This is a genomic window from Planomonospora sp. ID82291 (assembly GCF_015711645.1).
GTDB lineage: Bacteria > Actinomycetota > Actinomycetes > Streptosporangiales > Streptosporangiaceae > Planomonospora.
On record NZ_JABTEX010000001.1, the window covers coordinates 776,772 to 790,507 of the forward strand.

Genomic DNA, 13,736 nt, shown 5'->3' on the forward strand with positions numbered 1-13,736 from the left:
CGGCATTGCAGACTCCGCAGGCGCCGTTCCGGGCCACCCTCGGCCGGTCGGTCCGGCTGCTCCGCGCCTTCCGCAAGGAGCAGAGCGACCCGGACTTCTTCTACGGCATGCTCGCCCGGGACACCGTCGCCCAGCTGGGGGCGTACGCCGAGCTGGACGGTGCGCTCGTCGCGGACATCGGCGGCGGTCCCGGGTACTTCACCGACGTGCTGCGGTCCGCGGGCGCCCGGCCCGTGTGCGTGGACTGCGACGCCGGGGAGATGATGGCCCGCCAGGGCGCGGCCCCGGAGGGCGCGGTGCTCGGCAGCGCCCTGGACCTCCCGCTCGCGACGGGCGCGGTGGACGTCTGCTTCTCCTCCAACGTGCTGGAGCACGTGCCGGACCCGTGGCGGATGGCCGACGAGATGGTCCGCGTCACCCGGCCGGGCGGGGTGATCTACCTGTCCTTCACCAACTGGCTCTCCCCGTGGGGCGGCCACGAGACCTCCCCCTGGCACTACCTGGGCGGCCACCGGGCCGCCGCCCGGTACACCCGCCGGTACGGCCGGCCCCCCAAGAACGTGTACGGCGCCGGCCTCTACCCCGTCTCGGTGGGCGCCGCCCTGCGCTGGGCCCGGCGGCACCCGGACGTCCGGGTCCTGGACGCCCTGCCGCGCTACCACCCCCGGTGGGCCGTGCCGGTCGTCCGCGTGCCGGGGCTGCGCGAGATCGTGAGCTGGAACCTCCTGCTCATCCTGCGCCGCCGCTGACCTCCTCCGGAAGCGCCGCCCCGACCGCGACGGCCCGCAGGCACGGCGCCGCCGCCCCCGGGTCCACCGCGATCCGCAGGTCCCCCCGGTGGACGGGGAGGGGGAGGAACACCTGCCGGTGCTCGGGGACCAGCAGGAGCCGGACGGCCGCCGCGCCCGCGTGCACCGTGACGCCGACGGGCCCGCGGACCTCGTAGTCGATCCTCGCGATGTGCCCCGGGTGCTCGGCGCGCAGGCCGACGGTGAGCGTGCGACCGCCTTCCAGCGGGAAGCAGCGGCGCCTCACCCCGTTCCGCTCCTCGGGCAGGGCGACCCCGCCGAAGATCCGGACCGGGCGGAGCCGCCCCCGCTCGTCGAAGGTGACGGCCCGGTGGGCCGGGCCGGGCCTGCGGACCCGGTCCCGGTCCGGCTCCGCCAGCGCGGGCGCCACCAGGAAGGAGCTGAGCCGCCGGTCCGCGCCGTGCCAGGGGAACAGGACGTTCTCCGGGACCAGGGTCGGGGAGATCTGGACGCCGTCCTCCAGCCGCGCCGTCTCCGCGCGGGCGTTGGCGAAGTAGCCGCGGGGGATCTCGTCCCGGACCAGGCCGACGAAGCCGGCCGCCGACACGGCGCCGGAGACCGCGTAGCAGAGCGCGGCGACCGCGGCCACGGTCTGGTGCCCGGCGAGCGGCGGGCGCCGCCACGGCCGGTCCTCCCCCCGCAGCGGGATGAGGGCCAGCGCCAGGCACAGGGCCGTGACCGGGACCGAGTCGGCGATGTACCGGCTCTCGAAGGCGTGCTCGGGGTAGAACCTGGCCCGCGCCAGCAGGGTGACCAGTCCGTCGGCGACCACCACGAACCCGGCGGCGAGCACCCAGGCCCGCCAGGCCCGCCGCCGGTGGCGGACCGTCACCGCGACCACCGCGGCGAGGATCGCCCAGGCCAGGAGCACCGTGACGAGCGACGGCTCCACGACGGGGCCGATCGGCTCACCGGCGGCCCAGCCGACCGGGGCTCCGGTGACCAGGAGCGGGGCGGTCTGGACGAGGAACCACAGCGCGTAGTCGGCCGCCACCGACGGCTCGGGCAGCCCCAGGCCGGTCGACCCCGACCCCGCCGACAGCGACAGGTAGAGCGCGGCGTAGCCGCCGAGCAGGGCCAGGTGCCCCGCCCAGAGCAGGCGGAAGCGGCGCAGCGCCTCCCCCACGCCCGCCGCCGGGCCGCCGTCGACCAGGAACCAGGCCGTCACCGCGAAGAGCACGACCGGGATGACCACGGCCTTCTCGAAGAAGACCAGGCCCGCCAGGGTCCAGGCGAGGGTCGCCGCCCCGTGCCGGGCGCCCCCGCCGCGCGCCAGCCGCACCATGGAGCACAGGGCCAGGCACAGGGCGATCTGCAGCGGGACGATGTTGACCGCCGCCGCCGTCCAGGTGACCGTCTGGACCGCCGCCGGAGCCGCGAGCACCGCGAGCAGCGGGACGAGCACCATCCAGCGGCGGCCGAACAGCAGCAGCAGCAACCGGAGGAACGCCAGTCCCGCGCCCGCGTGCAGCGCCAGGATCAGGACCGACGCCAGGGTCCAGTCGTGGGCGTGGATCCTCGTGATCACCCACACCAGGGCGTACCCGCCCGGCATCAGGTGCCCGATGTGCACGCGGGTGAGGAAGTCCCAGTCCAGCGGCGCCTCCGCCGCGAAGGCGATGAAGACCAGGTCGTCCTCGAAGAAGTAGGAGCCGCCCAGGGCGACGGCCTTCAGGGCCGTGGCCAGGACCGTCAGCAGCACCCCCGCGGCGGGCACGGCGTGCCGCCCGACCACCGGGTGCCCGGCCCACCGGGGCAGCCGTACCTCGAACGCGACCGGTGCGCCCGTCCCACCGCTCACCCGGTCTCCGTCTCGGTTCTCGACGTCTCCCCCGCCTCCCGCGCGGCGGGCGGCCTCGGCCGGCGCAGCCGCAGCGCGAGCAGTCCCAGCGCGGCGCCCAGGACGAGGAGCCCGCCCGGCATCACCTCCCGCAGGAGCAGGATCCGGCGGGCGAAGGCCCGCGCCTCCTCGACCTGGGCCGCGACGTCCTCGGGGACCATCGTCAGGCGGGCCTGGAGGATCAGCTTGCGCTCGACCCCGTCGATCGTGCGCAGGGCCTGCCGGTGGCGCTCCTCGACCTTCACCGTCAGACCGCTCTCCGGCTCGACCCAGAGCGTCCTGGTCACCTCGGCGTAGCGGGAGACCCCGACCACGCGCCGGTCCGGCAGGCCCATGGCCCGGCCGGGGTACTCACCGGACCTCGCCTCGACCTCGACCGGTCCCGCCGTGTAGCCGTAGCGGTGCGTCCGCAGCCCTCGGACGTCCTCCTCCCGCTCGAAGCGCAGGGTGACCGCCCGGCGCAGCACCGTGTCGTACATCGGGTAGGAGCGCGGCTCCGCTCCGGGGGGGAGCCGGAACGCCAGCCCCGACTGCCGCGTCTCGGCGTCGGAGTCGACGTACCCCCCGCAGCAGTCGACCGCCGCCGCCGTCCTGCGGTCGAAGGCGGACCGGCGCTCGTGGTAGCCGATCCGCCGGCCCTGGCCGGTCTCGATCGAGGTGAACTCCGTCCACACGCCGGTCCGCTCGTCCCCCGCGGTGGTGTCGCCCCTCAGCGTGACCTTGGCCACGAGCGTGGCCCCCGTCCGGGAGACGAGCGTCCCGGGGTCGAAGTAGGCGCCGTCCGCCGTGGCCAGGCGGTAGGTCCTGTCCTGCTCCCGCGGCAGGAGCAGGACGCTCTCCTGGACCGGGAAGCGCATCAGCGCCGCGAGGGTGAGGAAGAACGCGCCGGCGGCCAGCACCGCCGTCCAGGGGACCGGCCGCGGGGTCACGCGTCCACCGCCTGCTTCTCCGGCCGGCGCACGACGGCGGGCGGTCCCGGGTCCGGCGTCTGCCGCCGCGCGCTCCCGCGGACGGGGACCGCCGCCATCAGCAGGGCGACCGTGACCAGGCAGAGCGCCTGCGCGGCGGTCTCGGCCCCCGCGCCGGCGCCGGACGCCCGGCCGGCGGCGAGCGCCGCCCCGGCCAGGCCGAGCGGGACCGCGGCCGCCCACGGCTCCGTCACCGCGCCCGCGACGCCGGGCAGCGGTCCGCCGCGCGCGTGCCGGGCCTCGGCCACCGTCCCCAGCCAGGTGTACAGGACCAGCGTCCCGCACACGACGGCGGCGCCGGCGAACCCGCCGGCCCACAGCCCGGCGAGGGGGGCCAGCGGCCAGACCCAGGCCGCGCGGACCGCGGCGGGCGCCGTGCCCGCCGGGTGCCGCGCCGTACGGCGGGCGGGCACGCAGGCCGCCGCGACCACCAGGAGCACCAGGGCCAGCCCGCCGAACAGCGTCGCCCGGTAGATCGCGTCGGGCCCGTAGCGCATGGTCACGATCCCCGCTCCGGCGGGCACCTCCCAGGCCTGCCGCCAGCCGTCCAGCCGGACCGGGGTGAGCGGTTCGCCGTCCAGGTGGGCCTGCCACCCCCGGTTGAAGTTCTCGTTGACCACCAGGTAGGAGGGTTCGGCGGCCGAGACGCGCACGCGCCGCTCCGCCGGCCCCCAGATCTCGGTGCTGACCGGGACCGCGTCCGTCCCGGCGGTCTTCTCCGCCCCGGCGGTCTTCTCCGCCCCGGCGGCGGACGGGCGCAGGAGCATCGACTCGATCCGGAAGGCGTCGAGGGGGGTGGCGGAGACCCGCACCGGTCCGGCCGCCAGCTCGACCGGCACGCAGGAGCGGTACCCGAGCGGGCGGCCGTTCAGCACGTCGCCCAGGGTCCCCTCCACGATCCGGGTGGCCACCGGGTTGCCGTTCACGGTGAGCGCCGGACCGCCGCCGCAGGGCAGCCGGAGGGGGAGGGAGTCCAGCGATCCCAGGGGCGCGACCCCCGGGACGGCGATCTCCGCCACCTCGATCGGCCGGGCGGCGGAGGCCGAGAACCGGATCACCAGCCGGTCCGTGCGCAGCGGGGCGAAGGTGACCAGGTCGTCGGCGTCGATCCAGCCCTGCACGGTCCGCCCGCCGCCCTGCACGGTCACCTTGACCGGCGGCCGCCCCAGGTAGGAGTCCGGCAGGAGAACCCGCAGCCGCGAGACCGTCGTCTCCCTGCCGAGTTCGACGGTCAGGGACGGCTCGCGGTCGGCGCCGTGGGCGTACCAGAGGGTGCCCAGGTCGCCGTCCATGGCCGCGCGGCCGAGCACCGCCGGGTGGTCGGTGACCGTGGAGGAGGCGGTCACCTTCGGGAAGACCCCGGGCAGGCCGGTGAGCCGCCCGGCCGTGACGGGGTCGGTCAGCACGGTCCGCCCGGTGACGACCCGCGACCCGCCCGACCGGACGGTGAACCCGCGGTCGAACCCGAAGCCGTCCTCGCCCAGGATCTCCAGATGCGGCGAGCAGGTCCACGTGCTGGAACCCCGCATGCAGGCCGGAGCGTCGCCCTGCCGGGTGAGCAGGACCGCACCCGGGTCCCGCCCGGTCGCCGGCGGGACCACGACCCTGCGGCCCGCCTCCACCCCGGGGACGGCCACCTCGGCGATCCCGACCCGGTTGCCGAAGGCCGCCTCCGGTTCGTGCGCCAGCCGGGTCACCCGGATCCTCAGCCAGGAGCTCCGGCCGGGCGGCGGCGTGACGGCCTGGGGGCCGGCCGTCCGGAGCACCGGGACCCGGCGGGTCCCGGCGGCCGTCTCCAGGGAGATCTCCGCCACCGGCGGCCCGACCGACCGCTCGAACGCCACCGTGATGCGCGGGATCTCCATGCTCTCGACGAGCCGCAGCTCCAGCCACTGCCCGACCGCGCCGGCCCATCCGTCGGAACGCCAGCTCGTCCGCAGGTCGCCGTCGACCGCCGCGTACGGCTGCCGCCCCGGGTCGCGCCGCTCCCCCACGGCGGTGACGTCCGACTCCGAGGAGGAGGCGAGCACGTCCGCGATGCCGGAGTAGCGGGCCGACGCGGTGGCGCTCCGCCACGCCGGATCCGTCAGGTCGGAGACCGTCTTCCGGCGCAGGGGCTGCTCCTCGGTGAGCGTGGCCGTGCCGATCCGGCGCACGTCGCCGAAGACGATCTCACGGCGGCGCAGCGTGTCGGTCGCCACCGTGTCGCCCGGCGGCACGGCGCCCGCTCCCGGCTCGTCGCCCAGCAGCAGGGGCCGGTCGTCGTCGAGCAGCCCCTCCTCCGCCAGGGCGAGCGCGGCCTCCGGCGCTCCGGTCGCCCGCAGCGCGCCCCGGCGGGGCACGGTGGCGGCCCGCGGCGCCGGGTCGGGGACCGCGTAGACCTCCAGGGCGGGATACGGCTGGTCGAACCAGCCGGAGGCGGTGGAACCGGAGACGCTGCCGATCTCCGGGCCGAAGGCGGCGACCCGTTCCAGGCCGCCGGACTCGGCGATGGTCTCGTGGACCCGGGCGGGCCAGGCGGTGCCGAGCGTCTCCCGGGCGAGGTCGTTGCGGACGAGCAGGTAGGTGACGCCGATCCGGCGCAGCGCGGAGGTCAGGCCGGGCGAGCCCTCACCGGTGGCGAAGCGCTCGTCGACCGCCTGGAGCAGCCGGGCCAGGCCGGGCGATCCCCAGGGCACGTTGGTGTGGGTGGCCCAGCGCACGGTCAGCAGCGACTGCGCGGGCTCGTCCATCGGGCGCCCCCACACGTACTCGCCCCGGCGCGAGCCGGGCGCGGCGAGCACCATCCCGTCCCCGGTGTGCTCGTTGAGCCAGGCGGCGGCGTCCCGCCAGTAGGCGGGGACCTCGCTGAACCCCCCGGCTGGGGTCACGCCCGCGAAGGCGACGGGGGCGACGGTCAGGGCGACCGTCCCCGAGGCGACGAGGAGGGCGGGGTCGCGCAGCCGGGCGGGGACGGCCGCCGGGAGCGCGGCCAGGCCGAGCGCGAGCGGGAGCCGGACGAGGGCGTCGAACTTGTGCAGGTTGCGGAAGGGCGCGAGCGGGCCGTCCAGCAGCGCCCGCACCTGCTCGGTCCAGGGGTGGACGAACGCGTCCGCGTGGCCGAAGGAGAGGATCACGATCCCCGCCAGCGCGGTGACGGCGAGGAACGACCGCTCCGGAGTGCCCCGGGCGGCGATCCCGGCGACGCCGAGCCCGGCGACCAGCGCGGTCGCCGCGATCAGCCAGGGGGTGGTGGCCTGCTCGAACGCGGCGGGCAGCCAGGCGTTGCCGTCCACCGCCAGGAACGAGATCCAGCCGGAGGTGCCGCGCAGGATGTTGAGCAGCGAGGTGACGCTGGTGGTCGCGGACGCCGTCTCGATGAAGGGCAGGAAGGAGAAGATGTACCGCCCCATCACCAGCAGCGGGACCAGCCACCACATCGACACCGCGCCGACGCACGCGAGCCACCAGGCCAGCAGCCTCCGCCTGCGCGGGCCCCTGCGGCGGGTGAGCAGGTACAGCAGCGGGACGGCCAGCACGGCGAGCTCGGCCACCGCGTTGATCCCGCCGGCGAACAGGAAGGCCAGCGCCGACAGGGCCGCCGCCCGGCGCGGGCTCACGTCCCCGGAGGCGGCGCGCACCAGCGGCAGCAGGATCCACGGCAGCACCGCGCTCGGCTGGAACTCCGAGGAGTTGATCCCGATCAGCGTGATCGCGTGCGGGGCCAGCGCGTAGGCGAGACCGGCCAGGATCCGGGTCGCCGGCGTGCCGGTGCCCATCGCGCGGGCCAGCCGCTCCACCCCCAGGAAGGCCGCGCACAGCACCGCGGTCATCCACAGCCGCTGGATGTTCCACGGCGGCATGTCCAGCGCCTCGAAGAGGGCGTAGAACGGGCCCATCGGGAAGAGGTAGCCGTGCGCCTGGTTCTGCAGGTGGCCGAAGAAGGCCCCGTCCCACAGGTGCACCGCCCGCGACAGGAAGCCCAGCGGGTTGAGCGCCATGTCGAGCTTGGTCTCGGAGATGATCCGGCCGGGCGAGGTGTTGAACGCGACGGCGCCCAGCAGCAGGCAGCCCGCCAGCAGGCGCAGCCGGTGCCGCATCCGGACGGAGGCCGCGGCCGTGCTGTCAGGGGTCATCGGGAGGTCACCGCGGGGCTCACGCAGGGTCGGTCTCACGCAGGGTCGGTCTCGCTTACGGCGAGACGGAGGTCGGAGGCTCCGGCCAGGGGGCGGCCTGCGCCCGCGGACCGGCGTCGACGGTCGGATACGGAGTCGGATATGGAGAGGTCTGTGGCGATAAGCCTGGTTATCGTAGCGCCGGTTCGCCCCCAGGTGAACTCCCCCGCCCAGGCCCGGCACGCCTGCTGGATCTCCGCCCGCCGCGCCGGGTCGGACAGTTCCCCGAGCGCCCGCTCGACCGCGGCGGCGAGCGTCTCCCCGTCCCGGACCAGCCAGCCGGTCACGCCGTCGCGGACCGAGTCGCGCAGTCCCGCCACGTCGTAGGCGACCGTGGGCACGCCGAAGGCCGCCGCCTCGATCACCGTCAGGCCCCAGCCCTCGAACTCCGAGGCCGTCACGTTCAGCAGGGCCGCGCTCAGCACGGCGTTCTTGTCCGGCTCGGCGAGGAAGCCGTGCAGGTGGACGCGGTCGGCGACGCCCCGCTCGGCGGCGAACGCGGCCAGGGCGCCGGACTCCGGCCCGCGCCCGACGACGTGCACGTGCAGACCGGGACGGCTCCGCCCGAGGTCGGCGGCGAGGCCGACCACGCGCTCGACGCGCTTGTGGCCGACCAGCCGGCCCAGGTAGACCACGGCCGGATCGCCCGGCACGGTCAGCCGCGCGACGGGCCGGACCGCCGGGCCCCCGTTGGGCACGACCTGGATCGGGGCCGTCCAGCGCAGCCGGGCGCGCAGGTCGTCCCGGGAGGACTCCGAGACGGTGACCGTCAGGCGGCGCCGGTAGAGCAGGCGGGCCACCGGCCCCTCGATGAAGCAGCCGATCCTGGCCAGCCAGGCGGGGAAGAACGCGTAGAACTGCCGGTCGTGGACGTGGTGCACCAGGCAGATGACCGAGGTGCGGCGGCGCACGACGAGCGGGGAGAAGAACGGGATGCCGTTCATCGAGTCGATGACGACGTCGAAGGAGCGGCGGCGCAGCAGCAGCCAGAGCGGGACGAGCAGGTAGACCAGGTAGCGGTTGCCCATCCGGTGCAGCGTGATGCCGTCGAGGTGCTCGCTCCCGGCCTGGCCGGGCTCCCGGCTGGTGGCGAAGTGCACCGTCGCGCCCTGGGCGGCCAGGTGGCGGCCGACCTGCCAGGCGTACTCCTCCGCGCCGCCCGCCACCGACTGCTGCGGCTCCCGGAAGTTCAGCACCGCCACCCTGACGCCGTCCAGCGGGGCCCCGGCGGGCTCCTCCCGCGCGTCCCCGCCCTGCCGCCCTCCGGTCTCCAGACTCAGCCGGGGCCGCGGTGCGGCCGGCGGATGCGGCGCGGCGGCCGCCTTCCCACGGGATAGGACCACGATCTCTCCTCCACTCCGTGCTCCGCGCACGGCCGGACCAGGGCACGGCGGAGCCGGGCCCCGAGCTGGTCAGGGCATGACGACGTCAGACCCCTGGCCGATCACCCGGCCGATCACTGATGTCCGGCCCCGCCTGGCCGGTGAAGAGGTGTGCTCGGGGGCCGCCGGGCGGCCCCCGCGATCACTTGTCGCCGTAGTTGTACAGCGGCCTGTTGGGCGGCTCCGGCGTGGGCGCGGCGACGTTGACTACTGCCACAGAGGCACCGACCGCAAGGACCGCTCCGACGGCCAGTGCTGCGAGCACGCGTATCACTGAGCTCTCCCTCACAGATTCGGACAGTGTGCCGAGAGTAGAACGTGATTCATCTCATAATCTATAGGCTTAGTAAAACCGTGACAAAGTAAGTTACCCTCCGGTACGCCTGCGGATCTTCTGTCGTCGCAGGTCAGAAGGGGGAATCGAGGCGCAGGAGGACGAGCTCCCGACCCCGGAAAACCGGCACGCCGCCCTGGAACACGTTATCGGAAGCGTGTTCGAGAACGTAGCGCACCCCGAGCCCGGCCAGGGCCGCGGCCCGCCGCCGCGGATCTCCGCGCAGCACCGCGGCGACCCGCCCGGCCAGCAGGTCCTCCGCCGCCACCCGGATCCGGCCGCCGCCGGGCAGTCCCACCAGCAGCTCGTCGTTCCAGACCACCCGCCGCGCGAACAGCTTGGTCGCCGGGTCCAGGACCACCCGCCCGCCGTTCCAGGCGAAGGCCCGGTGCGCCCCCCACGGCAGCGAGAGCAGCGCCCCCGGAGCCGGGTCGGCGTTCACCACCGCCTGGACCCGCCGCCACTCGTCCGGGTAACCGACGGCCTCCAGCCGGCCGAACGCCCCCAGCGCGAAGGTGGGCAGCACCAGCACCGGCACCGCGACCGCGACGGCGGCGGCGGCCCGGGAGGCGAGCAGCCGTACGGCCGACGCCAGGCCGAGGGCCTGCAGCAGGACGAACGGCGCCAGGTAGAGCTGGCCGTCGCGGAGCGGCCCGAACCCCGGCCACCAGCCGATCAGCGCCTTCAGCACCCCGGGCGCGAAGGCCCCCAGGCAGGCGACGCCCACCCCGGCCGCCGCCGCCCCGGCCAGCCCCGCCCGGTACGGCGGAGCCCCGGCCGGCCCCGCCCGGTACGGCGGAGCCCCGGCCGGCCCCGCCCGGTACGGCGGAGCCCCGGACCCCGGAGGTCCGGACCCGGATGCCCGAGGCCGGAAGCCCGGCGGCCTGGACACGGACGCTCCGGCGGCGGAACCCGGCGGCCCGTCGCCGCGGAGCCGTACGAAGCCCCCGACGGCGACCCCGGCCAGCAGCAGCCGCACGCCCGCCGACCACCAGGACTCCTGACCGGGCACCACCGCGTGCGCGTTCCAGATCCCGCCCAGGCCGAGCAGGCTGCCGACCACCCCGAAGGGGCCGTCCGCGCGGGCCGCGAACGCGTCCACCCCGGCGGGGTCGGTCGTGGCCCCGCTGAGCAGCGCGGGCACCAGCCACGGCAGGCTCAGCCCGCCCAGGACGAGCGCCGCCGCCCCCGCCCTGCGGACCCGCGCCGCCGCGCCGGACGACCGCCGCGCCGGGCCGCCCTCCGCCGCGCCCGCACCGCCCGGGGAGCCCGCACCACCGGACGGCCTCACGGCGGCGGGCAGTGTCACGGCGGTGGCGAGAACGGTCAGGGCCGAGACCAGCATGGCCTGGAACCCGCCGACGGCCGCCGGGAGCAGGGCGACCGCGAGCCGCAGCCGCCCGCCGAGCACCACCGCCCGCACCGCCCAGGGCAGCCCGGCCACACCCAGCAGCAGCGCCCACTGCCCGAGCAGGAGCCGCTGGGCGAGGTAGGCGTTCCAGGCGTAGAAGGCCGCGGCGGCCAGGCGCGGCCCGAGCCGTTCGGAGGGCACCAGCGCCGCCGCCCCCGACGCGGCCAGCACGAAGATCCCGAGCAGGAGCGCCTTCTGCACCGCCTCCTCGGGCAGCACCGCCGAGAGCAGCGCGACGACCAGGTCGCTGGGCACGGCCCGGGGGAAGCCCTGCCCCGGCAGGACGGGCGGCGGATCCGGGACGAACACCATGTCGTAGCGGAGCACGAACCCCGGGCCGAGGGCGGGTCCGAGCGCCAGCAGCCCGAGCAGCAGCCCGAGCAGCGCGGGCGCTGCCGCTCTGACCCGATCCGTCCGCATAGCGCCAGACCCTACGGCAGCCCCGGGACCACCCGGAGCCGCCGTGCCGCCGTCACCGCCGTCACCGGCGCTGGCTGCGGCTGCGGCTGCGTCCCCGCCGTCATCGGCGAGGACGGCGGGGACGGCGGGGACGGCGGCGGCGCCGGACCTACTTGCCCGGCTCCGGGTCGCGGGGCAGGCCGAGCATGCGCTCGGCGATGATGTTCAGCTGCACCTCCGTGGTGCCGCCGTAGATCGTCATGGCGCGGGTCGCGAGCACGGCCCGGTTCCAGAGGCCCGGGTCGCCGAGCTTGACGTCGGCCGCCAGCACCGCCGAGGCGCCCAGCAGCCCCACCGCGCACTCCGAGACGTGCTGCGCGTGCGAGGTGGACAGCAGTTTGCGCACCGAGGCGTCGGCGCCCGGCTCCGCCCCGGCGAGCTGCTTCATCGTCACCCGCAGGCTGAGGGCGTTGATCGAGTGCCCCTCGCAGACCACCCGGGCCAGCTCCTGGCGCTCGGCCGGGGTCGGCTCCCGGCCCAGCCGCCCGGCCAGGCCGAGCAGGTCGGGGACGGAGGCTCCGGTGCCGCCCGAGCCCGACGAGAGCGAGACCCGCTCGTTGGACAGGGTGTTGCGGGCCACCTTCCAGCCCTCGCCGACCTCGCCGACGACCAGGTCGTCCGGGACGAAGACGTCGTCGAGGAAGACCTCGTTGAACAGGTTCTCGCCGGTCATCTCGGTCAGCGGCCGGACGGTGACGCCGGGCGCCTTCATGTCGACCAGGAAGTAGGTGATGCCCTCGTGCTTGGAGCCCTCGGCGGAGTTGCGGGCGATGCAGATGCCCCACTCGGCGAAGTGCGCCACCGAGGTCCAGATCTTCTGGCCGTTGAGCCTCCAGCCGCCCTCGACCCGCTCCGCCTTCATCTGCAGCGCGGCGAGGTCGGACCCGGCGCCCGGCTCGGAGAAGAGCTGGCACCAGATCATCTCACCGGCGAGCGTCTTGGGCAGGAAGCGCTCCTGCTGCTCGGGCGTGCCGTACGCGGCGATCGACGGCACCACCCAGGCACCGATGATCATCTGCGGGAGCTTGACCCTGGCGGCCTTGAGCTCCTGGAAGATCAGCACCTGCTCCAGCGGGCTCGCGCCGCGACCCCACGGCCGGGGCAGGTGCGGCATGACGAACCCGGCGCCGGCCAGCGCCCGCTTCTGCTCCTGGCCCTCCAGCCGCGCGATCGCGGCGATCTCGGCGCGGATCGACTCGCGCAGCGCGGCCGCGTCCTCGGGGAGCTCGATCTCCATCTCACGGGAGACGCCGTTCAGCGCGAGCTCGGCGACCGCCTCGGCCCACTCGGCGCTCGGGCCGAGCAGGGCGCGCAGGGTGAGCGCGCGGCGGTAGTAGAGGTGGACGTCGTGCTCGTAGGTGTAGCCGATGCCACCGAAGATCTGCACGGCGTCCTTGGCGCAGTGCACGGCGGCGTCGGGAGCGGTCACCCCCGCGATCGCGGCGGCGTAGGCGGGCTCGTCGCCCGCGCCCGCGCCCGTGGTCGCGCCCGCTCCGCTCGCTGCGTCCGCTCGCCGCTCCGCGGCGCGCGCGGCGTCCCAGACGGTGGCGCGGGCCTGCTCCAGCGCGACGAGCATCCGGGAGGCCTTGTGCTTGACGCCCTGGAACTGGCCGATCGGGCGGCCGAACTGCACGCGCACCTTGGCGTACTCGGCGGCGGAGGCCACGCACCACGACGCGACGCCCGCGGCCTCGGCGCCCAGCAGGATCGCGGCCAGGTTCAGCACGGCCGAGCCCGTCAGCCCGTCCAGCACCCGGCCGGCGGGCACGGCGACGTCGTCGAGCTCGACCGTGGCCACGCCGCGGGTGAGGTCCAGGGCCTTGACCGGTGTCACGGTCGCCGCGGAGGCGTCCACCGCCACCCACACCTCGCCCCGGCCGGTGTCCACCGGGAGCACCAGGACGTCGGCGAGCGCCCCGCCGAGGACGAACTCGGCGGTGCCGCCGACGGTCAGCGCGCCGTCCCCGCCCTGCCGGCCGGAGATCGAGCCCCGCAGCGCGACCGCGCCGGTCAGCGTGCCGTCGGCCAGGCCGGGCAGCAGCTCGGCGCAGGCCTTGCCCTCGGCGGCGAGGATCGCGGCGCTGGCGAGCACCGTCGGGACGTAGGGGCCGGGGGCGACCCGCTCGCCCAGCGCCTCGACGGCCACGGCCGTCTCCAGCAGGCCGTACCCGCTGCCGCCGTGCTCCTCGGGGACGTGCAGCCCCAGCAGCCCCTGGTCGGCCAGGCCGGACCAGAAGGCGGGACGCGTCTCGCTCTCGGCCGCGATGGCGGCCCGTACGACCTCGGACGGGATGTTCCGCTCGGCCCAGCCCCGCACCGACGCGTGGAGCGCCTCGTGCTCCTCGCTCAACCCGATCGCCATGACAGCCTCCAGAAACG

7 protein-coding genes are annotated in these 13,736 nt (G+C 75.9%); 1 reads left to right on the forward strand and 6 read right to left on the reverse strand.

Translation table 11 applies throughout. The annotated features are described in order from the left end of the window. Positions 1–5: 5 nt before the first annotated feature. Positions 6–749, forward strand: a complete 744-nt coding sequence (locus HS045_RS03310) for a bifunctional 2-polyprenyl-6-hydroxyphenol methylase/3-demethylubiquinol 3-O-methyltransferase UbiG (protein WP_230883410.1) — start codon at positions 6–8, stop codon at positions 747–749. Here HS045_RS03310 and HS045_RS03315 read toward each other — a convergent pair. The 6 genes from HS045_RS03315 to HS045_RS03340 form a co-directional block, all read right to left on the reverse strand. Further along, positions 730–2,610: a hypothetical protein gene (locus tag HS045_RS03315; RefSeq protein WP_196449689.1), complete on the reverse strand. Its 1,881-nt coding sequence runs from the start codon at positions 2,608–2,610 to the stop codon at positions 730–732. The two genes, HS045_RS03310 and HS045_RS03315, sit on opposite strands and share 20 nt — an antisense overlap. Next, a complete protein-coding gene (locus HS045_RS03320) occupies positions 2,607–3,578 on the reverse strand; it encodes a DUF3068 domain-containing protein (RefSeq protein ID WP_196449690.1) in 972 nt (323 codons plus the stop codon). Before HS045_RS03320 ends, HS045_RS03315 begins: the two co-directional genes overlap by 4 nt. Then, positions 3,575–7,732, reverse strand: a complete 4,158-nt coding sequence (locus HS045_RS03325) for an alpha-(1->3)-arabinofuranosyltransferase family protein (protein WP_196449691.1) — start codon at positions 7,730–7,732, stop codon at positions 3,575–3,577. Before HS045_RS03325 ends, HS045_RS03320 begins: the two co-directional genes overlap by 4 nt. Positions 7,733–7,767: 35 nt before the next feature. Beyond that, positions 7,768–9,114, reverse strand: a complete 1,347-nt coding sequence (locus HS045_RS03330) for a glycosyltransferase family 4 protein (protein ID WP_374191355.1) — start codon at positions 9,112–9,114, stop codon at positions 7,768–7,770. A gap of 446 nt (positions 9,115–9,560) precedes the next feature. Then, positions 9,561–11,318: a hypothetical protein gene (locus HS045_RS35765; RefSeq protein WP_196449692.1), complete on the reverse strand. Its 1,758-nt coding sequence runs from the start codon at positions 11,316–11,318 to the stop codon at positions 9,561–9,563. Between the two features lie 148 nt (positions 11,319–11,466). Next, positions 11,467–13,719 carry an acyl-CoA dehydrogenase gene (locus tag HS045_RS03340; protein ID WP_196449693.1) on the reverse strand — a complete coding sequence of 751 codons (2,253 nt, stop codon included), beginning with the start codon at positions 13,717–13,719 and terminating at the stop codon, positions 11,467–11,469. Positions 13,720–13,736 lie beyond the last annotated feature (17 nt).